The following is a 24,781-nucleotide window of genomic DNA, read 5'->3' as shown; positions in this document are numbered from 1 at the left end:
TGAATGGGTTCCTCCATGTCGAAGAAATTCATCCCGATGGTTGCGATTGCGGCGCTGGCCGCAGCGGTTTCGTTGCCCGCCATGGCTGGCGACATGAATAACGCGCTGGGCGGCGCGCTCGGCGGTGTGGCCGGCGCAGCGCTGGGCGGCGCGGTGGGCGGCAGCACGGGCGCGGTGATCGGGGGCGCGGTCGGCGGCGGTGCAGGCGGCGCGGTCACGTCGAACCGCCGCGAGCGCACGGGCGCCATCGTCGGCGGCGCGCTGGGCGGCGGCGCCGGCGCAGCCGCGGGCAATGCGATGGGCGGACGCAGTGGCGGCCTGGTCGGCGCTGCGCTGGGCGGCGGCGCGGGTTCGGCGCTCGGCGGCAATATCTCGCGCTCGAACTCCTACGCCGACGACTACTCGCGCGGCTATCGCGGCAAGCATCACCACGGCAAACGCCATCATTGGGATTGAGCGTCGGGAACGCTACCGGGACTTCGACCCGGTCCTCAAGAACAAACGGCACGGTTCATCCCGTGCCGTTCTTTTTTCCGCGCTTGGCGGCGCAAATCAGGCGAGCCTGAACACGCCCACGGCCTCGCGCAGCTCGGCGGCCTGTTCCGCGAGCGCATGCGCCGCAGCCGAGGCTTCCTCGACGAGCGCCGCATTGTGCTGGGTGACCTCGTCCATCTGCGTGACGGCGACGTTCACCTGTTCGATGCCGGTGCTCTGCTCCTGCGAGGCGGTGGAGATTTCATCGACGATCACCGTCACGCGCTGCACCGCGTCCACCATTTCGCCGATCACGTTGCCCGCGTCGTTCACGAGCGCCGATCCGGCGTCGATGCGTTGCGCCGACGCTTCGATCAGCGCCTTGATTTCCTTGGCCGCCGCGCCGCTGCGCTGCGCGAGCGTACGCACTTCCGAAGCCACCACGGCAAAGCCGCGCCCTTCCTCGCCCGCGCGCGCGGCCTCGACCGCCGCGTTCAGCGCGAGGATATTGGTCTGAAACGCGATACTGTCGATCACGGCGATGATGTCGACGATTTCGCCCGAGCTGGACGCAATACCGCGCATCGTCTCGACGACTTCGCTCATCAGGTCCTTGCCGCGCGCGGCCGTGCCTGCCGCGTCGCCCGCCAGTTGCGCGGCTTGCTTCGCGTTCTGCGCGTTCTGGCGCACCGTGGCCGTCAGTTCTTCCATGCTCGCGGCCGTCTCTTCGAGCGAGGCCGCCTGGTCTTCCGTGCGCGCCGACAAGCCGAGATTGCCCGCTGCGATTTCGTCGCTCGCCGATGCCACCCCTTGCGCATGGCTGCGCACCTGGCTCACGACGCCCGCGAGACTCGACTGCATGCTTTTGAGCGCGTCGAGCAGCAGCGCCGTTTCGTCGCGCGCACCGGCTTGCGTGCGCACCTCGAAAGCGAGATCGCCCTGCGCCACCGCCTGCGTGCATTCGAGCGCGCGCGCGAGCGGCTTCGTCACGGTGCGGCTGAAGAACCACGCGCCCGTCATGGACGCCGCCAGTGCGGCCACCATCAACACTGCGCTGAGCAGCGTCGCCTGATGGGCCTGCTGCGCGGCTTGCGCCGACACCTCGGCGCTTTGTGCAGCGATCTTGTGTGCGGCTTCGTCAAGCAACGCGGCCGGGGCGCGGTCGGCGCCCGCCACTGCCTGATCGCCCGCCGAGGGCTCGAAACCTGCCGCCTTGAAGGCCGCCAGTCCCGTGCGATAGCCCTGCCCCATCGCCGTATGCGCGCTGGCGAAGCGATCGATCAGATCGCGGCTTTCGCCTTCGGGCAGGCTCGACTTGAGTTGCCCGGCGAGCGTATCCACCTCGCGCTCGCGCGCCTCGAACGCGGACCAGTGCTTGTCGAGCATGGCCGGGTCCTTGCCGCGCAACAGCGTGTCCTTCCACTCCTGCACCTGCACCTTGAAGGCGAGCAGCGTCGCCGTCACCGCGCGCTCGTTGGCCGCGCTGTTCTGCACCGTCGTGCCATACACGTTCAGCGACTGGTTCAGCGAATAGATTCCGTAGAACGCGCCCGCAAACATCAGCAGGAGCGCCGCCGCGAAGGCGAGCGGAATCTTCAGGGTCAACTTCATCGTCATTTCCTTGCGGTTGGCTTGCGCGGCGTCGGCGCTCGAAGCGTGGGGTTAGACGCGGACTAAGCGCGAAATAAGCGCGGCGGGAGCGGTCAGGCAGCCCTCTTGAGGAACCACCGCCCCGCCATGCTATCGGCATATGCGCGCGAAACTGAAGGGCAAGAAAGGACTGTTGTGGATGAAGATTTAATCAGACGAAATTTCTCGTCAGAAAATGCAATAAATGGAAAGCGATTGGCGCAAGCAAAAGGCCCGAATCGATCGGGCCTTTTAATCGGTACACCCAATGAAATCGTTTTCGTTTTACTCCATACCGGCTAGAAATTGAAGTTATCGATATTCGAAGCGTCGAAGGTCGTGGGCGGTCCGAGTATCACCTCGCCGCTCTTGCCGACGGTGCGCTTGCCGAGCTTGCCCGCATCGAAACTGTCGCCCTCCTTGCCGCTGATGGTGCCCGACGCGAGATTCGCGGCGGCGTAAGCGGCCAGGTAGCCCAGTGCGCCCGGATCCCACAACTGGAACGCCTTGACCGTGCCGTTCTTCACGAACGCGCGCATCTGGTTCGGCGTGCCCAGACCCGTGACGGCCACCTTGCCCTTGCTGGATGACGACGAGATATAGCGCGCCGCCGCCGCAATGCCCACCGAAGTCGGCGCGACGATCGCCTTCAGGTTCGGATACGCCTGCAGCAGACCTTGCGTTTCGACGAAGGACTTCTGGTCGTCGTCGTTGCCGTAAGCGATTTTCACGAGCTTCATCTTCGCGTATTCGGGCTTCTTCAGTTCCTCTTGCATCCATTTGATCCAGGTATTCTGATTGGTCGCGTTAGGCGTGGCCGAGAGAATCGCGAACTCGCCTTCGTTGTTCATCAGCTTCGCCACGAGCTGAATCTGGCCGCGCCCGATGCTTTCCGCGTTGGCCTGATTCACGAAGATCTGGCGGCCATCGGGGGCCGTGTCCGAATCGAAGGTGACGACCTTGATGCCCTGCGCCATCGCACGCTTGAGATAGGGCACGAGCGCGTTCGCGTCATTGGCCGCGATCACGATGGCGTCCTGATGCTGCGTGGTGAGCGTGTTGATGTACGACACCTGCGAGGACGCGCCCGCGTCCGACGGCCCGACCACCTTGCCGTCGCCCTTGAATTCCTTGATGGCGTCCATGCCGCCGTTATCGGCGATCACTTCGTAGGGGTTGTTGATCTGCTTGGGCACGAAGGCGATTTTCAGGCCTTCCTTGATGCCGGCGGCGTGCGCGGACAGGCCCGCGCCCAACAGCATGGCGCATAGCAGCGCCGTGCATGCGTGACGGACTGGCTTCATCATGAACGTGTCTCCTCGATGAGGGTCCGGCTGATGCGCCGGACCGATTGACGGCTGACTGCTTTTTCCTGCTTTTTACCGCTTCCTTCTTTTTCGACTGCGTTTCAGCTTGCCGCGCGTGCAATTGCACGCCGGTCGCGCAGCGTGCGCCAGCGCGCCGCGAGATTGGGAATCAGCACCGAGGCGAGCAGCAACGCGCCCGTCACGATGGTGAGCGTTTCGCTCGATACGTCCGCGAGCGTGAGCGCGTTCTTGAGCACGCCGACGATCAGCAAGGACAGCAGCACGCCATACATCGAACCGCGTCCGCCGAAGATGCTCACGCCGCCGAACAGCACCGCCGCGATCACCGACAGCTCGAAGCCTTCGCCGTTATCGCCGCGCGCGCTGGTGAAACGCAGCGTATAGACAATGCCCGCAAGCGCGCTCATGACGCCGGAGAGCACGAAAAGGCGCAACTTGACGCGCGCGACATCGATACCAGAAAACGACGCCGCCGTGCTGTTCGCGCCGATCGCATAGAGACTGCGGCCAAAGGCGGTCGCCTGCAGCAGCAGCGTGAACACCACGGCGCCCGCGGCGACGATCAGGAACGGCAGCGGAATGAAGGTGCTGCCCAGATTGCTCATGCCGAACAGCGTGTAGGCCGGCGGAAAATCGGCGATCGCCTGATCGCCCAGCAGCACGTAGGCAAGGCCGCGAAACAGCGCGAGCGTGCCGATAGTGACCGCGAGCGACGGCAGATTGAGCTTGACGATCACGAGCCCGTTGAAGAGGCCCGCGAGGCCGCCTGCCACCAGGACGAGCGCCATCGCCAGCGGCATCGGCACGCCCATGTGCCAGAGCACGCCCAGCAGCGCGCTCGACGCGCCCAGCATCGAGGCGACGGACAGATCGATTTCGGCGGCGACGATGATGAGCGTCATCGGCAAGGCCATCAGCGCGACTTCGGTGAGATCGGCCAGTATGTTGCTCAGGTTCGCGCCGGTGAGAAACACGTCGGACAGCACGCGCCCCACCCCGAGCGAGAGCACGAGTATCACCACCAGCAGCGACTCCCAGGTAAGAGGCAGGCCGGCGCGGCGTGTCAGCAATGCGGAGTCGGGTTTAGCCATGATCGCGTTTCCTCATCATGCGTTTGGCGACGGAGCGGGCCAGCAGCGTGTCGGCGGTAATGGCCGCGACGATCAGCGCGCCTTGAATGGCCTGTTCCCAGAACGGCGAAACGTGCAGCACCACCAGCGCGATGCTGATGACGCCGAGCACCAGCGCCCCCAGCGTCGCGCCGAGGATCGTGCCCACGCCGCCCGTGATGGCCACGCTGCCCACCACGGCGGCGGCCACCACCTGAAGCTCGATGCCCTTCGCGGTGCTGGCATCGACGGTGCCGAAACGCGCGAGCCACAACGCGCCCGCCAAGCCCGCGATGGCCCCGCTGATGACGAAGCCCATCGCCACACGACGCTCGACGTTGATGCCGGCGAGGCGCGCGGCCTCGGGGTTGGAGCCGATCGCGTAGTACTCGCGGCCTGGCCGGAACTGCTTGAGATAGACGGAGAGCGCGGCGAGCAGCACGATCGCAATCAGCGCGAGCACGGGCACGCCCAGCAACGCGCCGGTCGCGAGATGCGAGAACGCGTCAGGCAGACTCGTCGCGTTGATCTGTCCACCGTGCACCCATGCATAATCAGCACCCCGAAAGATATACAAAGTGGACAGCGTGGCGACCAGCGACGGCACGCGCCCCACCGCCACCAGCAGCGCATTGATCGAGCCGGCCACCATGCCGATCGCGAGGCCCGCCACCAGCGCCACGATGACCGGCATGTGCGGAAACGCCACATACAGGCTGCCGACCGCATACGCGCTGATGCCCACCGTCGAGCCGATCGACAGATCGATATGCCGCATCAGGATCACGATCGTCATGCCCGCCGTGAGCAGACTCACGATCGATACATTGAGCAGCACGTCGCGCAGATTCTGCAGATTGAGGAACTGGGGCCTTGCCAGCGCCGTGCCGCCGACGATCAGCAGCAGCACCACGAACAGCGTGGTTTCGCGGCTTTTCGCAAGCGTCTGCGCGAGCGCTGCCGCGCCGCGCCGCGGCACGCGCGGGCCGCCGCCTTGCAAGGGATGCGGAGAAGTGGAATGACCCATCATGCTGCGTTCCCCAGATGGATGTTGGCCTGACCGAGCGCGGCGCTCATGATGCGCTCCTCGTCGGCGTCGGCGCGCGCGATATCGGCGGTGATGCGGCCTTCGTGCATCACCAGCACGCGGTCGGCCATGCCCAGCACCTCGGGTAATTCGCTCGAAATCATCAGCACCGCCATGCCCTCACGCACCAGTTCGGCGAGCGCGCCGTAGACTTCCGCTTTCGCACCCACGTCGATACCGCGCGTGGGTTCGTCGATGATGAGCACCTTTGGCCCCGTCGCGAGCCACTTGCCGAGCACCACCTTCTGCTGGTTGCCGCCCGAGAGCGTGCCGACCGGCGCGTTCAGGTCGCTCGCCTTCAAACGCAGGCGCGTGCCCCACTTCCCGGCCAGTTCGACCTCGCGCTGCGTGGAAATCAATCCGAAGCGCACCAGGCGGCCCAGCACCGTGAGCGACGCATTGCGCGCGATGCTCAATTCAAGCGCCAGGCCCTGCTGGCGACGATCCTCGGGGACTAGCGCGAGACCGGCCTTCACCGCGCGCGCGGGACGGCCCATCGCGAGCGCCTTGCCCGCTACCTGCACCTGGCCCGCGTCGCACGGATCGATGCCGAAGATCGCGCGCGCCACCTCGCTGCGGCCCGCGCCCACGAGACCCGCGAGCGCCACGATCTCGCCCGCGCGCACATCGAAGGCGATGTCCTTGAACACACCGCGCCGCGTGAGGCCACGCACGCGCAGCATCACTTCGCCAGGCGCGACATCGGCTTTCGGATAGAACGTGGCAAGGTCGCGCCCGACCATGCGCGCGACGATTTCCTGGGTCGTGAGCGTCGCCGTGGGCGCGTCGAACACCTTCGCGCCGTCGCGCATGATGGTCACGTGCTGGGTGAGCGCGAACACTTCTTCGAGCCGGTGCGTGATGAAGAGGATCGCCACGCCGCGATCGCGCAATTTGCGCGCGATCGTGAAGAGCCGCTCGACCTCGGGCAGCGAAAGCGCCGCCGTCGGCTCGTCCATGATGAGCACGTTGGCGTTGAGCGACAGCGCCTTGGCGATCTCGATCACCTGCTGGTCCGCGATCGACAGACCCCGCACCAGCCGCTCGGCCTTGAGATCGACGCCCAGCGAGGCGAGCAGCGCCGCCACGTCGCGATGCATCGCGTCATGATCGATGCGGCCCAATCGGCCCACGGGCTGACGTCCCATGAAGATGTTCTCGGCGATCGATAGATCGAAGAACAAGGTGGGTTCCTGATAGATCACGGCGATTCCGGCGTCGCGCGCCTGCGCGGGCGTGACGAACTGTTGCTCGTTGCCGTCGATCAGCATTTCGCCGCCATCGGGACGATGCACGCCCGCGAGGATTTTCACGAGCGTCGATTTGCCGGCGCCGTTCTCGCCGAGCAGCGCATGCACCTCGCCGGGCCAGAGCACGAGCGTGCCGTCCACGAGCGCGCGCACGCGCCCGAACGACTTGCTGGCCCGTCTTAGCTCGAGGCGCGGCACGCCTGCTGCCGTTGCTTTCGATTCCACGCATGTCTCCTGATTCGTTGCTCCCGCAATCTTTCTGTTCAGCTTGGTCAGCTTGTTCGGGCGCTGGATCGCTAGATACGGTAAATGCGTTCGGCGTTGCTGCGAAAGAGCGCCGTACGCTCGCTTTCGCTGGCATCGCCAATGATGGCGGCATAGGCGCGCCACAATTCGGCATAGCCGCCGAACTGCCGGTCCACCGGGAAATTCGATGCGAACATGGCACGCGACGCGCCGAAGGCGTCGATCGTTTCGAGCACGTAGGGACGCAGGCTTTCCACCGTCCATTCGTGATCGAACATCGCCAGGCCGCTGATCTTCACCGACACATTCGGGCACGCCGCGAGCACGCGCAGGCCGTCGCGCCAATCGCGCCACCCCTGCACGCCGTTGCGGTCCACGAACATGCCCGCGTGGTTGACGATGAGCGATACGCCGGGATGCGCGCGCGCGAGCGCGGCGGCCTCTTCCATCTGCGCCGGATAGAGTTGCAGATCGAAAGACAGCCCGTGTTGTTCGAGCAGCGCGAAGTGCTTGCGCCAGGCCGGCTCGCGCATATAGTGGCGGCCCACATAGTCATAGAGCGGATTCGCATGCACGTTGAGAATCTGGCGAATACCGCGCGTGCGGTCGAACGCTGCGTGCGCCGCGAGGATTTCCGATGCATTCGGCGCGCTCAGATCCGCGGCGGCAACGATGGCGTTGGGAAGTCCCTTCCCGGCGTCGGCGATCGACTCCAGCCAGCGCGTCTCCTCTACGGGATCGGCCGGATCGTGATTCGCTTCCACGTGCACGACCTTGAGCACTTCGATATCGCCCGCTTCGCGCAAGAGATCGTCAGGTAGATAGTTATGCTTAAGATCGCGCGCATCGCCCACGAAGGACGTGCCCTGGTTCGCGAGCCAGGGATAGTGATGCGTGTCGAGATCCCAGAAGTGAACGTGCGGATCGACCACCTGCATGGCGTGCTCCTCGTGGCGAATCATGGCAAATGGAAAACCGGCACCAGCGGCTGCGTCAAAGGCACATTACTCTCGCCGGTCGCCATGATGTCGGCCATGAAATCCCACCATTTGCGCATGATGGCCGTTTCGGGCAGGCGATCCATGGTGTGATCGTCGCGCCGTTTGAGCACCGCAAAGAGCGCATGCGTGCTTTCGTCGAGAAAGATCCAGTAGTCCTGCACGCCCGCGTCGCGCAGCGCGCCGGCGAGTTCGGGCCAGATTTCGCGGTGACGCCGCTCGTATTCATCCCGGTTGCCGGGATCGAGCTGCATCCGAAACGCAACTGTTTCCATGATCGTGTCTCCGGTCCAGCCTGGTTGCTGCGTTTTTCTGGCGCGCGGTTTTAGTCACGGGCCTGGCGTTTGCCCTAACCTTTACGCGTGTTTTCACATGGTCTTGCAGCGATTCGAACGACTATAATTCCGCCATCGATAGCCAACCAATCCGTTGTTGGGATCGGGCGATACACAAACCGGATCGCAGGACTCATGAACCATCAGACCGCCGTCGTTTCGCTCGTCAATCGTCTCAAGTTCAAGCACCTCGCCCTGCTCGTCGCGCTCGACGACGCCCGCAATGTCCATCAGGCCGCCGATGCCATCAACGTCGCGCAACCCAGCGCGAGCCGCATGCTCAGCGACATCGAGGAAGCCTTCGGCTTTCGCCTCTTCGAGCGCAACGCGCGCGGCATGCAGCCTACGGCGCTGGGCGTCGTCACGCTGGCCTACGCGCGCCGCGCGCTGTCCGATCTCACCCGCTTCGCCGACGATCTCGACGTGAAGCGGCGCGGCGGCCACGGTCAGCTCACCGTCGGCGCGATCATGGGCGCCGCGCCCGATCTGCTCGCGCAGGCCGTCGCCACGCTCAAGACCGAGCGGCCGCTGCTGCATGTGCGCATCCTTGGCGAAACCAGCGATCAGGTCGTGCAACTGCTGCATCGCCGCGATGTCGACCTTGCGCTCGGCCGCCTGACCACGCCGCTGCAACACAACGATTTCAGCTTCGAGCCACTCGCGCGCGAAACGCTCGTGCTGGTGGTGCGCGCGCGCCATCCGCTCGCGCGCCGCGAACAAGTGACACTCGCCGAACTGATGGACTGGCCATGGGTCGCGCAGCCCATCACGAGTCCCGCGCGTGAACTGTTCGAAGGCGAACTCGCGCGCGCCGGTCTTGCCACGCCGATGAACCTCACGGAGTCGGCTTCCATCTTCGCCACGCTGCAACTGCTCGAAAGCTTCGACGCCGTGGCGATGCTGCCCGAATCCGTCGTGCGCGATCATGTGCGCGGCAAGCTGCTCACCGTGCTGCCGCTCGAAATCGGCAAGAGCCTGCCGGGCTACGGCGTGCTCACGCGCAAAGGCGAGGCGCTCGCGGAACCCGCCGAGCATTTCGTCGGCCTGCTGCGCCGCTTCTCGCAGCCCTTCAAGCCCGACGACACCGTTCGCGACATGAGGCTCGCCACACATTCGTGAGTCCTTATCGATCCATTGCCTGCTATTGCAGGTTGACGAACAAGCCGCCGTCCACCAGCAGCGCTGCGCCCGTCACATAACGCGCCCGATCCGAAGCGAGAAATACCACGCAGTCGGCCACGTCTTCCGGCGCGCCCAGTCGCCCGAGCGGAATGCGTTTTTCGAAGTACGCGCGCTTTTCTTCGTCCGCGAGGTCTTCGGCGTTCAGATCGGTGGCGATGGTGCCCGGCATCACCGAATTGCAGCGGATCCCGTACGGCCCCAACGCAATCGCGCACGACTGCATCAGCGAATGCACGCCGGCCTTGGTGGGCGTGTAGTGCGTCTGCATGCCGCCGCCGACGAGCGCGCTGATCGAACTGGTCGCGACGATCGCTCCGCCCGTGCCCTGCTCCTTCATCTGCCGCGCCACGGCCTGCGTGACATAGAACGCGCCGTTCAGATTCACGCCGATGGTGCGTTCGAGCACGGCCGGCGGCATGTCCAGGAACGAATGGAACGGACAGATGCCCGCGTTGCTCGCCAGCACGTCGACGTGCCCGAAATGCTCGACGGTCTGGCGCACGAGATCGACGCCCGTTTGCGGAGCCGCCACGTTGCCTTCGACGGCAATCGCGCGACGCCCGAGCCGCTCGATCTCGTCGAGCACTTCGCCAATCGCCGAGCGGCGGCCATACGAGGCGTCGTTATCGCCCCAGTAGTTGATCGCGACGTCCGCGCCTTCGCGCGCGCTCGCAACCGCAATGGCGCGCCCGATGCCGCGCGAGCCGCCGGTGACGATCACCACCTTGTCCTTGAGCAGCACGATGCTTCCTCCTGAGCGATGTCGATCGGGCTTAATGTTGGTAGGGACGCGAAAGCTTGCAATCCGGATTCAGCCGCACGCCGAAGCCCGGCCGGTCCGGCACCTTCATGCGGCCTTTCACCGGCACCGGTTCGTCCAGCAACAACGGTGTGAACATCGGCACCACCTGATCGGCCTTGGGCGCCATCATCAGAAACTCGGCGAACGGCGAGTTGTGGCGCGTAACCACGAAGTGATAGCTGTACACGGACGATCCGTGCGGCACCACCAGCGTGTTGTGCGCGTCGGCAAGCGCGGAAATCTTGATGAGCTCCGTCATGCCGCCGCACCAGTTCACATCGGGCTGGATCAGATCGCAGCAGCCCATTTCCAGCAGCATGCGAAAGCCCCAGCGCGTGGCCTCGTGCTCGCCCGTCGAAACCATCATGCCGCGCGGCACGTTGCGTCGCAGTTCGGCATAGCCCCAATAGTCGTCGGGCGGCAGGCATTCCTCGATCCACTTGAGACCGTATTCGTGCGCGGCTTCGGCCAGACGCGTGGCGTAGCGCACGTCCAGACTCATCCAGCAGTCATACATGAGCCAGAAGTCGTCGCCCACGCGCTCGCGCATCGTGGCGAGCGTTTCGATGTTCTTTCTGAGGCCCTCCTCACCTTCGGCGGGACCGTGCAGCAAAGGCAGCTTGCCGCCGATAAAGCCCATCTCCTTTGCGAGGTCGGGTCGCGCGCCGGTCGCATAGAACACGAGTTCGTCACGCACCGGACCGCCCAGCAGTTGATAGACCGGCTCCTCGCGCAGCTTGCCGAGCAGATCCCAGAGCGCCAGATCCACGCCCGAAATCGTATTGAGCACCACGCCCTTGCGGCCGTAGTAAAGCGTGGAGTAATACATCTGGTCCCAGATCTTTTCCAGATCCGTCACGCGCTGGCCCTCAAGAAAGCGAGCGAGATGCTTTTCGACGATGAACGCGCCAATCTCGCCGCCCGTCGTGACCGCGAAGCCCACGGTGCCATCGCTCGCTTCCACCTCGACAACGAGGGTGCCCAGCACGTCGATGCCAAACGAGCGGCGGCTCTGGCGATACTCGGGATAGCGTGCCATCGGCGTCGAAATATGATTGTCGATCCAGTGTCCGTCGGCCTGATCGTGATAATCCGCGCCGCCGCCGCGCACCGTGAAAGCGCGAACGTGTTTGATGGTAGGCATGGCCATGGATGCTTGCTCCTGAGAGTGAGGGTGCTTGACGCCAGGTCAATTAATCAGGTATGCGATTCAATGCGCGCTGCCAGTGGGCTGCGCGAATACGTTGGCGCGAGGCCCACCACCGCGCGGCACGACGATGAAAACAAGTGCCGCAGCCGCGAGGCTCGCAAAGCCCAGCAATTCAAGGCCTGCCGCGTGCGAGCCGAAATGTCGATCGGCGGCGGCGCGCAGCAGCGGTGCAAGAAAGCCGCCCAGGCCACCGAGCGCGTTGATCAACGCGATGCCGCTCGCTGACGCCGCGCCCGCAAGATCGCGCGCCGGAAAGGTCCAGAACAGCGGTTGCGCCGCGATAAAGCCGCTGGCCGCGCAGCACAGGCCGATCATGGCGACGATGGGTACGCCCAGATCGCCGGCCATGCCGGACATCGCGATGCCCAGTCCAGACAGCACGAGCAGGCCAACCGTCCATACGCGATGACTGCCCATGCGGTCGGCGCGGCGCGGCACAAGCCATGTCAGCGCAAGCGCACACACCCACGGCACCGCCGCCAGCAGCCCGACCTTCAGCCCCACGGCCGCGCCCGCGAGCGACGCCACCTGTTGCGGCAAAAAGAAAATCACGCCATAGACGCTCATCTGGATCAGCGCGTAGATCGCGGCATACGCCAGCACGCGGCGGTCGACCAAAGCCGCAAACGCATTACGCGCGCCGTGCGCGGCGGCCTCGCCAGCATCGACGAGCAGCGCGGCAGTCAGCGCGCGTCGCTCATCGGCGTCGAGCCAATGGGCGTGCTCGGGACGGTCGGTCAGATACCAGAAGGCCCAGACGCCCACCAGCGACGCCAGCGCGCCTTCGACGAGAAAGAGCCATTGCCAGCCCGCGAGACCGCCCACGCCATGCATATCGATAAGCAGTCCCGACAATGGGCCGCCGAAGATGAAAGCCAGCGGCGCGCCAAAGTAGAACACGCCAATCGCGCGCGCCCGCGCCGATTGCGGAAACCACTGCGTAAGGTAAAAGATGATGCCCGGGAAGAAACCCGCTTCGGCCACGCCCAGCAAAAAACGCAGTGTATAAAACGATGCGGGCGAATGCACCCACGCCATCGCGGCGGAAATCAGCCCCCACGTCACCATGATCCGGCACATCCAGAGCCGCGCGCCGACGCGATGGAGCAACAGATTGCTCGGCACCTCGAACACTGCATAGCCCAGGAAAAAGACGCCCGCGCCGAAAGCAAACGCGGCATCGGACAACCCCGTATCGTGTTGCAGCGCCTTTTGCGCGAAACCAATGTTCGCCCGGTCCAGAAACGCGAGCACGTACATGAGCAGCAGGAACGGCAACAGACGCCGCATGGCCTTGCTGCCCGCGCGCTGCAACGCCTGCTGCGGTTGTGACAATTGCGAAGGTGACGCTTCGTCCGGCATCGATGTCTCCTGTCGATCCCTTGCAGAGCGGTCCGCGCTGCGGCCGCCCTTTTTCTCTCGCCGTGCGCCTGGCTGGCGCATCGAATCGAAACGCCTCGATTAGTACGTCGCGCGCCCGCCCGAAAGATCGAACACAGCGCCGGTACTGAACGCGCAATCCTCCGACGAGAGCCAGACGATCATCGCGGCCGCTTCGTCCGGCATCAGGAAGCGGTTCATCGGGATCTTCGCGAGCATGTAGTCGATATGCTGCTGCGACATGGAGTCGAAGATCTCGGTTTTCGCCGCCGCCGGCGTGACCGCGTTCACGAGCACGTTTTTCGTGGCCAGTTCCTTGCCGAGCGACTTGGTGAGGCCAATCAAGCCCGCCTTCGATGCGCTGTAGTGCGAAGCATTGGGATTGCCTTCCTTGCCGGCCACCGAAGCGATATTGACGATGCGCCCATAGCCCTGCGCAATCATCTGCGGCACGACCGCGCGACAGGTCAGATAGCTGCCGATCAGATTCACCTCGATCACCCGGCGCCACGTCTCCACGGGTAATTCCCACGTGAGACCGTTGCCGCCCGTGATGCCCGCGCTATTGACGAGTGCGTGAATCGCGCCGTGCGTTGCCACCGTGCGCTGCGCGGCGTCTTCGACCGAGGCTTCGTCGGTCAATTCGACCTTCACGGCCGACACGCTGCCGAGTTCGGAGAGTTCGGCGCGCGAGCGTTCCAGCCGATCGGCGTCGATGTCCCACAACGCCACCGCCGCGCCCGAGCACAGCGCGCGCTGCGCGACCGCGTAGCCGAGGCCACGCGCGCCGCCCGTCACCACCATCACACGATTCTTGAGATCAAGCTGGTTCATGTTGGCCGTCTCCTCATGCATCGACCGTCGGAGCGACGGCACGCTGTTGTTGTTCGCCCAGCCCCGCCACGGACAGGCGCATGGTCTGTCCCGCCCGCAGATAGACGGGCTGCGGCTTCTGCCCCATGCCGACGCCAGGCGGCGTGCCCGTCGAAATCACGTCGCCGGGTTGCAGGCTCATGAAATGGCTGATGTAGGACACGCAAGTGGCCACGTCGAAGATCATCGTGCGCGTATTGCCCTGCTGATAGCGCTTGCCGTCGACTTCGAGCCACATGTCGAGCGCCTGCGGATCGGCGATCTCGTCGCGCGTGACGAGCCACGGCCCAAGTGGCGCGAAGGTATCGGCGCTCTTGCCCTTGTCCCACTGACCGCCGCGCTCGATCTGCCAGGCGCGCTCGGACACATCGTTGACGATGCAATAGCCCGCCACATGGTCGAGCGCGCGTTCACGCGACACGTAGCGCGCTGCCTTGCCGATCACGACGCCCAGTTCGACTTCCCAATCGACTTTTTGCGCGCCGGGCGGGATCACGACATCGTCATGAGGACCGCTAAGTGAACTGGTGGCCTTGAAGAACAGTACAGGTTCGGCGGGCACCGGCATATTGGATTCAGCCGCGTGGTCCGAGTAGTTCAGCCCCACGCAGACGATCTTGCCCACCTGGCCGACGCAAGGCCCCAGGCGCGCGTCGGCGGGCACGAGCGGCAGTTGCGCCAGATCGAGCGCGCCGAGTCGATCGAGCGACGCCGCGCCCAGCGCCTCGCCCGCGAGATCGGGCAGTACGGCCGAGAGGTCGCGCACGCGGCCTTCGCGGTCGAGCACGCCCGGTTTTTCCCTACCCTTACCGCCCCAGCGGACCAGCTTCATGCGGTGTCTCCTGATATTGGACTTGAGCATTGGTCACCAATATAGGCAGGCTGCGATAGCCGGACAATCCGATTGGCGCATGGGGCGATAACAAAAGTGGATCGCGGTGCGGCGCTGCCAGTTGCAGACGCAAAAAAGGCGGCGCCCTTTCGGGTCGCCGCCTTTTACTTCGGGTATATCCTGGCTTTATGCTGTCTTAGTCGCGATTAGCCTGGAGCACCGTGAGCGCCGCCATGTTGATGATGCGTCGCACCGTCGAGCTCGACGTGAGAATGTTCACCGGCGCGTTCACGCCCAGCAGGAACGGTCCCACCGCCACGTTGCTGCCCGCGCCCGTCTTGAGCAGGTTGTAGGCGATGTTGCCCGAGTCCACGTTCGGGCACACCAGCAGATTCGCCGAGCCTTGCAGACGCGAATGCGGCAGGATGCGCTGGCGCAGCGCTTCGTCGAGCGCGCAATCGCCGTGCATTTCGCCGTCGATTTCCAGGTCCGGCGCCTGTTCGGTCACGAGCTTGAGCACTTCGCGCATCTTCGTGCCCGAGGCCGAGCTGCCCGAGCCGAAGTTCGAGCGCGACAGCAGCGCCACCTTCGGTTGCAGATTGAGCCATTCCATCTGACGTGCGGCCGCCAGCGTGAATTCGGCGATCTGCTCGGCGTTCGGGTTATCGTTGATGTGCGTATCGACGATGGCGACCGTGCGCTTGTCCAGCAGCAGGATGTTCATCGCTGCGTAGGTTTTCGCGTTGCGCTGCATGCCGATGGCTTCGTCGACGAAGCGCAGGTGGTCGTGGTACGCACCGACCGTGCCGCACACCATGCCGTCGGCGTCGCCCAGGCGCACCATCATCGCGCCGATCAGCGTGAGACGACGGCGCATTTCCACGCGCGCCATTTCCTTCGAAATGCCATCGCGGCAACGCAGTTCCCAATATGTGGTCCAGTACTGGTGGAATCGTTCGTCGTACTCAGGATTGGTGACTTCGACATCTTCGCCCAGCTTCAGGCGCAGGCCGAACTTCTCGATGCGCGCCAGCAGCACTTCGGGACGGCCGATCAGGATCGGACGTGCGAGCTTTTCGTCGACGATCACCTGCACCGCGCGCAGCACGCGCTCTTCCTCGCCTTCCGCGAACACGATGCGCGATTTGGCGCCGTCACGCACGAACTGCTTGGCGGCCGCGAAGATCGGCTTCATGAACGCGCCCGAGTGGTAGACGAACTGTTGCAGCTCGTTCGTGTAGGCGGCGAAGTCGTCGATCGGACGCGTCGCCACGCCGTCTTCCATGGCGGCCTTGGCCACCGCCGGCGCGATACGCACGATCAGGCGCGAATCGAACGGCTTCGGAATCAGGTACTTCGGGCCAAAGCGCAGATCGTACGCGCCATAAGCCGCCGCGACCGAGTCGTTGAGTTCTTCTTCCGCGAGACCGGCAATGGCGTGCACGGCCGCGATTTCCATGCGGCGCGTGATGGTCGTTGCGCCCACATCGAGTGCGCCGCGGAAAATGTACGGGAAGCACAGCACGTTGTTGACCTGGTTCGGGAAGTCCGAACGGCCCGTGGCCAGCACCGCATCCGGGCGCGCTTCGAGCGCGACTTCCGGGAAGATTTCCGGCGTCGGGTTCGCGAGCGCCAGAATCAGCGGCTTGTCGGCCATCTTCTTGACCATCTCGGCCTTCAGCACGCCGCCGGCCGACAGACCGAGGAACACGTCCGCGCCTTCGATCACTTCGCCAAGCGAGCGCGCGGACGTATCCTGCGCGAAGCGTTCCTTGTCCGGATCCATCAGCGTCGTGCGGCCTTGATAGACCACGCCGTCGATGTCCGTCACCCAGATGTTCCTGAGCGGCAGGCCCAGATCGACCATCAGGTCCAGACAGGCCAGCGCCGCCGCGCCCGCGCCCGAGGTCACGACCTTGACCTTGGTGATGTCCTTGCCGATCACCTTCAGACCATTGAGGAAGGCCGCCGAAACGGTGATCGCCGTGCCGTGCTGATCGTCGTGGAAGACCGGAATCTTCATGCGCTCGCGCAGCTTGCGCTCGACCGTGAAGCAGTCCGGCGCCTTGATGTCTTCCAGATTGATGCCGCCGAAGGTGGCTTCGAGGCTCGCGATGATATCGACGAGCTTGTCCGGATCGCTTTCCGTGACTTCGATGTCGAACACGTCGATGCCGGCGAACTTCTTGAACAGGACCGCCTTGCCTTCCATGACCGGCTTCGACGCCAGCGCGCCGATGTTGCCCAGACCGAGCACGGCCGTGCCGTTGGTGATCACGCCGACCAGATTGCCGCGCGCCGTGTAGCGGAACGAGTTCTGCGGATCGGTGACGATCTCCTCGCAGGCCACCGCCACGCCCGGCGTATAGGCGAGCGCGAGATCGCGCTGGGTGACGAGCGGCTTGCTCGCCGTCACCGAGATCTTGCCCGGGGTGGGGAATTCGTGATACTCGAGGGCGGCCTGGCGATCGGTCTTGTTCATGTTCCTCACTCTGATGATGGGCCCCGCGCACGGACGGCGCGGCGGTCATGTTCGAATGAGGCGATTCTAGTGAGCCGTCATAAGCTGGCCATTTTGATTTAGTATGGGGCCATTATTTTTTCATGATGCCTCCCCGATTCCCGTCCCGGTTCCCGCCCCAGCGCCGCCACGGCGCTGCCCCGGCGGGCGGCGCGGGCGTCCCCGGCATCCCAGCCTCACCCAGCGGGTCTCCCGGATAAGCGGATCGTGTCGTTCAGTATCGAAGAAGTCACCCGGCGCCTCCTTTCGCGCCTCAAAATGCGTCATCTGGTGCTGCTGCTGCAGATTCGCCAGCACGGCTCTCTCACGCGCGTGGCCGAACATATGGCCACGAGCCAGCCGGCCGTGACCAACGCGCTCGCCGAAATGGAAAGCATGTTCGGCGCGCCGCTATTCGAGCGCTCGCCGCGCGGCATGACGCCCACGCCGCTCGGCAATGTGGTGCTCACGCGCGCCCAGGCGATGCTGCACGATCTCGACCACCTCGCGCGCGATATCGAAGCCGTGGTCGCCGGCCATGCCACGCGCCTGCACGTGGGCGTGATTCCGTTCATTTCGGGGCGCACGCTGGCCACGGCGATTCGCCTGGCGCAGTCGCGCCTGCCGCAACGCGTCACCATGACGATCCACGAAGGCACTAGCGACGCGCTGCTGCCGCAACTGCGCGACCATACGCTCGATATTGTGATCGGGCGCGCGTCGGCCACGGTGGACGTCACGCAATTGCGCTTCGAGGTGCTGTATCAGCAGACGCCACGGCTGATCGCGAGCCGGCGCCTCGCGGCGCGACTCGGGCGCAGCAAGGCGAACTGGCAAAAACTCGCGGAACTCGACTGGATTCTGGGCGCGCCCAATACGCCGATCCGCGAGCAGATTGCCGATCTCTTCCTGCACGCGGGCGTGGTGCCGCCGGTGCCGATCATGGAGAGCTACACGTCGCGCCTGATCGGCGAGATGATCGCGGCGAACGAGAACGCCGTTTCCATCGTGCCCGCCGATATCGCCGAGGAACTCGTGCATATCGCGGGCGTGGCGATCGTGCCGTACACCTTCGACTGGACGCTGCCGCCCATCGCCCTGTTCACGCGCGCAGGCGTGCTGCGCGAAGTGGACGGCGTGTTCGGCCAGGCGCTGCGCGAGCTTTATCTGGAAGCGGAAGCCGCGCGGCGCTGAGGTTTTCCCCTTGTTTTCAAGGGCGTTTATGCTTGCTCGGCGAGTGCCTGCAGTTCGTGTTCGAGTTCTTCGAGTTCGAGCGCGTGCGTCTTGTCGTGATCGAGCAATTCGCGCACCAATTCCTCCAGCGTCATGCGGCGCACCCCGTCGCGCAGCCCGCAGCGCGCCAGTTGCCCAGGCGTGAGCCGCTTGAGCGACGCGCATAGCCGCTGCCGGTTGATGGCGAATTCGTCGCGCGCCGCCGCAAGATCCTGCGCCATATAGTTGCGTTCCTCGGCGATCGTCGTGCCGTTCACCGATTCGATCAACGGCAGATCGGCCTTGCGCACCGCACTGAAACGCGCGGCGAACACGGCGTCGAGATCGCGCAAATGGCACGCGTGTTCCAGCAGCGAAAAGCCGGTGCCTTGCGGGCGGCGCGACCAGAGCGCGTGCGGCACGCGGGCGACGAGCGCATCAAAACGCTCGGGCATTCCCGCAAGCGCGTCGATCACATCGGCGAACGGCAAGCTCACCGGCTGGGCGCTGAAGACCGCCCCATAGCTGAAGAGCGCGCCGCCCACGCGCCCGCGCGCCTGCGCGACCTCGTGTCCGTGACGCCGCATCACCTCCGCCACCATCGCGCCGCAGAACTGCCGCGCGGTGTGATCCTGCTCGACTTCCGGGAATTTCAGGGCGATTTCGTCTATGACGGCCGAAACGGCGGCCACGCCCACGCGCGAGAGCACGGCGTATTCGACATAGCGCTGCGGTGTGTCGATCAGCGCCTCCAACTGGCTGGCCAGTGCGGTGGTCCGGAAACGGTCAAAGCGGGAGTGCATGGCGCGTCCTTATGGCCTATTCTTTAACGTATCAAAATGATACGTTAAAAAGCGCAAGCGGAGCAAGAGACGCGTAAATCCATCTTTCGGGGCCTATAAAACAAACTGCCGGACGCAAGTTTTAACCTGCGCCCGGCAGAGCTGGACACTAAACATCACGCGCCGTCAGGCACGCGTCAGAACACCCGCCTCAAGTGCGCGCCGTCACCACGCCCGCTTCGCTCGCAACCGCGTCGCCCTGCATGCGCGACACCAGCATCAGCGCGCAGACCAGCGTAATCAATACGTGCACGATGCCCAGCGCCACCACCGACACGATGCTGCCCGTCGCGCCCAGCAAAAACTGGCCGAGAATCGGCGTCGTGCCCGCGAACACCATCCCGCAGATCTGATACGCGAGCGAGATGCCCGTATAGCGCACCTGCGCCGGAAACGCCTTCGCGAGCATACCCGCCATCGCCGCGTAGTAAAGCGAATGCGGAATCGACGCGAGCGCCATGCCGAACATCGCGAGCTTCGTCGAGCCCGTCGCGATCAGCGAGAACATGATCGGCAGCGCCACGATTTCAGGCACCAGCATGTAGATGATGGCCTTGCGCAGATCGAGCTTCGTGGCCAGCACCGCGCCGAACGGCTGAACGATCAATTGCACGACGATGGCGAACGTAATCACGCCCAGGAACTGCGTGCGGTCGAAACCGATCGACGTCACCGCCCACGACAACGCAAACGTGGTCTTGAAGTAAGTCGCCGACAACGCAATCACGCATGCGCCCACGCCCATCGCCACGAGCGCCTTGTGATGGCGCAGCACCTCGCCGATCGGCAGTTTCACCACTTTGTTCTGCGCCTGCAGTTCCTTCATGGCCGGCGATTCGTCCACGCTCATGCGGATAAACATGCCCACGATCACGAGCAGCGCCGACATCAGGAACGGCACGCGCCAGCCCCAGGTCATGAACTCGTGGTCGGGCAGCGTCGAGATCACGAGAAACGCCACCGTCGCCAGCAGATTGCCCGCAGGCGAGCCCTGCTGCGCGAACGCCGAATAGAAAATCTCCTTGCCCTTGGGTGCGTGCTCCGACGAGAGCACCACCGCGCCGCCCCACTCGCCGCCCATCGCGATCCCTTGCAGCAGGCGCAGCAGAATCAGCAGCACCGGCGCGAGCACACCCACCTGCCCGTAAGTCGGCAGCAGGCCCATGGCCGTGGTGCAGCAACCCATCAGCATGAGCGTGATGATCAGCGTCTTCTTGCGGCCCACCTTGTCGCCAAGATGGCCGAACACGATGCCGCCGATCGGGCGCGCCAGAAAGCCCACCCAGAACGAGGCGAACGCCGCGAGCGTGCCCACCACCGCATTGGTCGAGGGGAAAAACAGCTTGCCGAGCACGAGCGCCGCCGCCGTGCTGTACGCGTAAAAGTCGTACCACTCGATCGTCGTACCGACGAACGAGGCGATGCCGGCCTTGCGGGCCTGGCGATGCTGGGTGTCGAGTGAGGAAGCTGCCAAGGTACGTCTCCAGATTTCGTTTTCGACCGCCGTGTTTCCCATCCGAAACACGGGGAATCCGACCGTCTTTCCGATACGAAACTCGCCGCTAACGGCTGAGATTCGTGCGTCGCCCGAAAGTATTCTGCAATGTTCAAATTACGAACATTCTTTCATTTATCGAACTTCGGCCAGAAGATGCGGAATATGAAGCGCCCGTTTCATACCGTCAATTAAGGGATAACCCGCGTTCGCGCCGCGCCCAGACGGGACAGCGCCGCGCGCGTTTTAGGTGTTTACCCGTAAGTGTATTGTCAGATAGTTATCGGTATGCCGATAATGCTCTCATGGATGTGAAAACTGCAGTACGCGTCTTCGATGTAATCAACCTCTTTGCCGAAGTCCGGCAGCCGATGATCTACAGCGAAATTGCGCGTCGAACCGAGATCCCGCTTTCGAGCTGTCATGCCCTCCTGCAAACGATGGTGGCCAAGGGCTACCTCTACGCGCCGGGCGTGAAGGCGGGTTATTACCCCACGCAGCGCCTGCTGCACGTCGCCCGCGACATTTGCAGCGAGGACCCGCTCACGCTGATGTTCCAGCCGCTGCTGGGCGCCCTGCGCGACGCGACTGGCGAAACGGCGGGGCTGGCGACGCTCGCGGGCAATCGCGTGGTTTATCTCGACGTGATCCAGTCGCGTCAGAAGATCCGCTACAGCGACGAGCCGGGCGGCTTCATGTCGATCGCGAGCGCGGCGGGCAAGGCCCTGCTGGGCGCGCTCGGCGCCAAGGGCCGCCGCAAGTTCCTCGACAACAACGTGCCGCTGCCGCTCGCGGCCAACGGTTCCGTGCTCGAGCGAGAGAAGTTCGAGCGCGAGATCGAACAAGGCGTGATCGATGGCTGGCACCGCTCGACGGGCGAAAGCGTCGAGGACGTGGCCGGTCTCGCGCGCGGTTTCCTGATTCACGGCGAGGCGTTTGCACTCGTCATCGGCGCGCCCAAGGCGCGTCTGCTGCGCAACGAGCCGCAAGCCGTGCAGGCGCTGCTCGACGTGTACGCGCAGATACCGCCGTCGCTGCTCGCCGCTTGATTTAGCCAATCGCAAGCGAAAGCCGCGCCGCAAAAAGATGTGGAGGAAGACAGCATGCGTTGGAAGAACCGGCCGGAAGGCTCGAACTGGGGCGACTTCGGACCCGATGATCAGCTGGGCCGCCCCAATCTGATCGGTGCCGAGCAGGTCCTCAAGGGCGCGCAGGAAATCCGCGCGGGGCTGAGCTTCACGCTCTCGCTGCCGCTCGATTTCCCGGGGGAGAGCAAGCTCAATGTGCGCCGCCATCCGCCGGTGCTGCGGCCGACGTTTCGCGACGGCCTGCCTTATGTGAATTTCCCGTTCGCGCGCAACGAGCCGCTGGCCACCGACATCGTGAGCGACGACCAGGTGCTGCTCTCGCTCCAGTATTCGACGCAATGGGATGCGCTCGCGCACGTGGGCGCGCGTTTCGACGCCGATGGCGACGGCATGGCCGAAAGCGTCTACTACAACGGCTATCGCGCCAACCGCGACATCGTCGGCCCCATGGAATATCGCGCGGAAAACGGCTTCGCGCCACATGCGTGCGGCGGCGAGCACAGCCACGCGGACGTGCTCGGCATCGAGAATCTCGCCGTCAAGGGCATGCAGGGCCGCGGCGTGCTGATCGATTTCGCGGCGCATTTCGGGCGTGAATTCCGCACGATCGGCTACGACGACCTGATGCGCGTGGTGGCAGCGGACAAGGTGGAAGTCGAACGCGGCGACATGCTGTTGCTGCGCACCGGTTTCGCCGAGATGGTGCTGGAGATGAACAAACAGCCGGACGAGGCGGCGCTCGCGAGCCATTGCGGCGCGCTCGATGGCCGCGACGACCGGCTGCTGCAATGGATCAGCGATTCCGGCATCGCCGCGCTGGCGGCCGACAACTATGCGGTCGAGCGCTATCCCGCGCGCGAGCCGGCGACGCCGGGCGAATATCCGCTGATGCCACTGCATCATCACTGCCTGTTCAAGCTGGGGCTGCCGCTCGGCGAGCTTTGGTATCTGCGCGATCTGGCCGTCTGGCTGCGCGAGCATGGGCGTTCGCGCTTCATGCTGACCGCCCCGCCGCTGCGCCTGCCCGGCGCGATGGGCTCGCCGGTCACACCGGTCGCCACGGTTTGACGTAATTTCGCGCGTTATTCGACCCCGACATGGTTCGAATTCGATAAGCAATCCTGCCGATCCGGCAACAGACCGGCAGCTCCATCAGCAACTGCGATCCGTATCTTCGACATGGCTAAAGAACGAGTTTTGATTACCGGCGGCGCCGCCGGCATCGGCGCCGCGTGCGCCGCACGCTGCGAGGCGGACGGTTACGAAGCGGTCGTGATCGACCGCGTGGGCGACGGCATCCTCGCCGATCTCGCCGACACGCAGGCGACCGCCGCCGCGCTCGAACGCGCGCTCGCGGGCGGCCCGATCACGCGCCTCGTCAACAACGTGGGCATCGTGGTGCCGAACGATGCCGAACACCAGACGCTCGAAGAACTCGAACTCGCGTGGGCGCTCAACGTGCGCTGCGCGCAGCAGTGCATGCAGGCGCTGCTGCCGGGCATGAAGGCGGCGGGCTTCGGGCGCATCGTCAATATGTCGTCGCGCGCGGCGCTCGGCAAGGAACTGCGCACCGCGTACTCGGCCACCAAAGCCGCGCTGATCGGCATGACGCGCGTGTGGGCCCTGGAACTGGGCGTGCACGGCATCACCGCGAACGCCATCGGCCCCGGCCCGATCCGTACCGAGCTGTTCGACCGCGCCAACCCGCCCGGCGCGCCGCGCACCCAGGCCATCATCGACGCCGTGCCGGTCAAGCGCGTGGGCACGCCCGACGATATCTCGCATGCGGCCTCGTATCTGCTCGATGCGCGCAGCGGCTTCGTCACGGGTCAGGTGCTCTATGTGTGCGGCGGCATGACGGTCGGCGTCGCAGGAGTCTGATCATGGCACCCACCGAATTGCGGCGTGCGGGCATTGTCGGGGCGGGCAGCATCGGCGTAGCCTTCGCGATCGTGTTCGCGCGCGCGGGCTGGCGCGTGCGCCTGTTCGATCCCGATGCGCAACGGCGTGCCGCCGCGCCTGGCGAAATCGCACAACGGCTCGACGATCTCACGCGTTTCGCGCTGATCGACGAAAGCGCCGCGCAAATCGCGGCGCGGGTGGAAATCGTCGATACGCTCGAAGCGGCAGCCAAGGATGCCGATCTCGTGCAGGAATGCGCCCCCGAGCGCGCCGATCTCAAACGCGAACTGTTCGCACAACTGGATAAATGGGCGCCGCCTCAGGCGATCCTCGCGAGCGCATCGTCATTTCTCGCCGCATCGGAATTCGTCGACGAAAGCCTGCCCGGACACGCGCGCTGCCTCATTGCGCATCCGGGCAACCCGCCCTATCTGGTGCCCGTGGTCGAGATCGTGCCCGCGCCCTTCACATCCGCCGCCGCGACCACGCGCGCCATCGCGCTTTATGGCGAGGCGGGCCTCATGCCGGTGCGCGTGAAGAAGGAAGTCGCCGGCTTCATTTTCAACCGCCTGCAAGGCGCCGTGCTGCGCGAGGCCTATTGTCTCGTGCGCGACGGCGTGGCCTCCGTGGACGATATCGACACCGTGATGCGCGAAGGCCTCGCGCCGCGCTGGTCGGTGATCGGCCCGTTCGAGACCGTCGATCTGAACACACGCGGCGGCATCGCCTCGCATGCGCAGAAGATGGGGCCATCGTACGAACGCATGGGCGCCGAGCGCGGCCAGCACGACCCATGGACGCCCGAACTGGTCGCGCAAGTGGAAGCCGCGCGGCGCGCGGCGTTGCCGCTCGACCGTTGGGACACGCGTGTGGCCTGGCGCGACCGCCAACTCATGCAACTCGCGCGGCACCGCAGAAGCGCCGCACGCACGGACGACTGAAGCGCGCACACATCGCACGCACGTCACACCCGCTCGCCGCGATGCGAGAGAGACCCAAGAATTATC

22 protein-coding genes are annotated in these 24,781 nt (G+C 64.8%); 7 read left to right on the top strand and 15 right to left on the bottom strand.

The features are described 5' to 3' along the window. Positions 1-15 precede the first annotated feature (15 nt). A complete protein-coding gene (locus tag B0G62_RS06595) occupies positions 16-456 on the top strand; it encodes a hypothetical protein (protein WP_103703359.1) in 441 nt (146 codons plus the stop codon). A 96-nt stretch (positions 457-552) separates the two neighbouring features. Here the strand turns inward: B0G62_RS06595 and B0G62_RS06590 are convergent, their stop codons facing one another. The 7 genes from B0G62_RS06590 to rhaM all read right to left on the bottom strand — a co-directional run bounded on the left by B0G62_RS06590 (position 553) and on the right by rhaM (position 8,396). Further along, positions 553-2,085 carry a methyl-accepting chemotaxis protein gene (locus B0G62_RS06590; RefSeq protein WP_103703653.1) on the bottom strand — a complete coding sequence of 511 codons (1,533 nt, stop codon included), beginning with the start codon at positions 2,083-2,085 and terminating at the stop codon, positions 553-555. A 317-nt stretch (positions 2,086-2,402) separates the two neighbouring features. Next, on the bottom strand, positions 2,403-3,410 hold the full coding sequence (gene rhaS / locus B0G62_RS06585) for a rhamnose ABC transporter substrate-binding protein (RefSeq protein WP_103703358.1): 1,008 nt from the start codon (positions 3,408-3,410) through the stop codon (positions 2,403-2,405). Positions 3,411-3,511: 101 nt separating this feature from the next. Then, positions 3,512-4,522: an ABC transporter permease gene (locus B0G62_RS06580; RefSeq protein WP_103703357.1), complete on the bottom strand. Its 1,011-nt coding sequence runs from the start codon at positions 4,520-4,522 to the stop codon at positions 3,512-3,514. Continuing rightward, entirely contained in the window at positions 4,515-5,570 is a 1,056-nt protein-coding gene (locus tag B0G62_RS06575) for an ABC transporter permease (protein WP_103703356.1), read from the bottom strand. Before B0G62_RS06575 ends, B0G62_RS06580 begins: the two co-directional genes overlap by 8 nt. Next, entirely contained in the window at positions 5,567-7,102 is a 1,536-nt protein-coding gene (locus B0G62_RS06570; RefSeq protein ID WP_244193126.1) for a sugar ABC transporter ATP-binding protein, read from the bottom strand. Before B0G62_RS06570 ends, B0G62_RS06575 begins: the two co-directional genes overlap by 4 nt. Positions 7,103-7,173: 71 nt before the next feature. Continuing rightward, positions 7,174-8,061, bottom strand: coding sequence for an amidohydrolase family protein (locus B0G62_RS06565; RefSeq protein ID WP_103703355.1), 888 nt, complete (start codon positions 8,059-8,061; stop codon positions 7,174-7,176). Between the two features lie 20 nt (positions 8,062-8,081). After that, complete coding sequence (rhaM, locus tag B0G62_RS06560) at positions 8,082-8,396, bottom strand: L-rhamnose mutarotase (RefSeq protein ID WP_103703354.1); 315 nt, start codon at positions 8,394-8,396, stop codon at positions 8,082-8,084. A 195-nt stretch (positions 8,397-8,591) separates the two neighbouring features. Here rhaM and B0G62_RS06555 point away from each other — a divergent pair, with 195 nt between their 5' ends. Then, a complete protein-coding gene (locus B0G62_RS06555) occupies positions 8,592-9,575 on the top strand; it encodes a LysR family transcriptional regulator (RefSeq protein WP_103703353.1) in 984 nt (327 codons plus the stop codon). Between the two features lie 22 nt (positions 9,576-9,597). Here the strand turns inward: B0G62_RS06555 and lra1 are convergent, their stop codons facing one another. The 6 genes from lra1 to B0G62_RS06525 all read right to left on the bottom strand — a co-directional run bounded on the left by lra1 (position 9,598) and on the right by B0G62_RS06525 (position 17,217). Continuing rightward, positions 9,598-10,380, bottom strand: a complete 783-nt coding sequence (gene lra1, locus B0G62_RS06550) for an L-rhamnose 1-dehydrogenase Lra1 (protein WP_103703352.1) — start codon at positions 10,378-10,380, stop codon at positions 9,598-9,600. A gap of 31 nt (positions 10,381-10,411) precedes the next feature. Beyond that, complete coding sequence (rhmD, locus tag B0G62_RS06545; RefSeq protein WP_103703351.1) at positions 10,412-11,590, bottom strand: L-rhamnonate dehydratase; 1,179 nt, start codon at positions 11,588-11,590, stop codon at positions 10,412-10,414. A 60-nt stretch (positions 11,591-11,650) separates the two neighbouring features. Continuing rightward, positions 11,651-12,940: an MFS transporter gene (locus tag B0G62_RS06540; protein ID WP_244193147.1), complete on the bottom strand. Its 1,290-nt coding sequence runs from the start codon at positions 12,938-12,940 to the stop codon at positions 11,651-11,653. 171 nt (positions 12,941-13,111) lie between these two features. After that, positions 13,112-13,864 (bottom strand): SDR family NAD(P)-dependent oxidoreductase, encoded by a 753-nt coding sequence (locus B0G62_RS06535; RefSeq protein ID WP_103703349.1) that lies wholly within the window; start codon positions 13,862-13,864, stop codon positions 13,112-13,114. Positions 13,865-13,877: 13 nt separating this feature from the next. Further along, positions 13,878-14,735, bottom strand: a complete 858-nt coding sequence (locus tag B0G62_RS06530; protein ID WP_103703348.1) for a fumarylacetoacetate hydrolase family protein — start codon at positions 14,733-14,735, stop codon at positions 13,878-13,880. Between the two features lie 196 nt (positions 14,736-14,931). Next, entirely contained in the window at positions 14,932-17,217 is a 2,286-nt protein-coding gene (locus B0G62_RS06525) for an NADP-dependent malic enzyme (RefSeq protein ID WP_103703347.1), read from the bottom strand. Positions 17,218-17,514: 297 nt separating this feature from the next. On the opposite strand from B0G62_RS06525, the gene B0G62_RS06520 reads away from it, so the two are divergent. Beyond that, positions 17,515-18,429, top strand: coding sequence for a LysR family transcriptional regulator (locus tag B0G62_RS06520; protein WP_407671142.1), 915 nt, complete (start codon positions 17,515-17,517; stop codon positions 18,427-18,429). A 26-nt stretch (positions 18,430-18,455) separates the two neighbouring features. On the opposite strand, the gene B0G62_RS06515 is transcribed toward B0G62_RS06520, so the two are convergent. Continuing rightward, the gene (locus B0G62_RS06515) at positions 18,456-19,250 is read right to left on the bottom strand and encodes a DinB family protein (RefSeq protein WP_103703345.1); all 795 of its coding nucleotides are present in this window, start codon (positions 19,248-19,250) and stop codon (positions 18,456-18,458) included. A 190-nt stretch (positions 19,251-19,440) separates the two neighbouring features. Next, a complete protein-coding gene (locus tag B0G62_RS06510) occupies positions 19,441-20,763 on the bottom strand; it encodes an MFS transporter (RefSeq protein WP_103703344.1) in 1,323 nt (440 codons plus the stop codon). 326 nt (positions 20,764-21,089) lie between these two features. On the opposite strand from B0G62_RS06510, the gene B0G62_RS06505 reads away from it, so the two are divergent. The 4 genes from B0G62_RS06505 (at position 21,090) to B0G62_RS06490 (ending at position 24,715) form a co-directional block, all read left to right on the top strand. Beyond that, positions 21,090-21,833 carry an IclR family transcriptional regulator gene (locus tag B0G62_RS06505; RefSeq protein ID WP_103703343.1) on the top strand — a complete coding sequence of 248 codons (744 nt, stop codon included), beginning with the start codon at positions 21,090-21,092 and terminating at the stop codon, positions 21,831-21,833. A gap of 54 nt (positions 21,834-21,887) precedes the next feature. Continuing rightward, positions 21,888-22,940, top strand: a complete 1,053-nt coding sequence (locus B0G62_RS06500) for a cyclase family protein (RefSeq protein ID WP_103703342.1) — start codon at positions 21,888-21,890, stop codon at positions 22,938-22,940. A 111-nt stretch (positions 22,941-23,051) separates the two neighbouring features. Further along, positions 23,052-23,753, top strand: a complete 702-nt coding sequence (locus B0G62_RS06495) for an SDR family oxidoreductase (RefSeq protein ID WP_103703341.1) — start codon at positions 23,052-23,054, stop codon at positions 23,751-23,753. A 2-nt stretch (positions 23,754-23,755) separates the two neighbouring features. Continuing rightward, positions 23,756-24,715, top strand: a complete 960-nt coding sequence (locus B0G62_RS06490; RefSeq protein ID WP_103703340.1) for a 3-hydroxyacyl-CoA dehydrogenase — start codon at positions 23,756-23,758, stop codon at positions 24,713-24,715. Positions 24,716-24,781 lie beyond the last annotated feature (66 nt).

The sequence above is a fragment of the Paraburkholderia eburnea genome, from assembly GCF_002917095.1.
Lineage (GTDB): Bacteria > Pseudomonadota > Gammaproteobacteria > Burkholderiales > Burkholderiaceae > Paraburkholderia > Paraburkholderia eburnea.
This window is presented reverse-complemented; position numbering and strand designations above follow the sequence as displayed.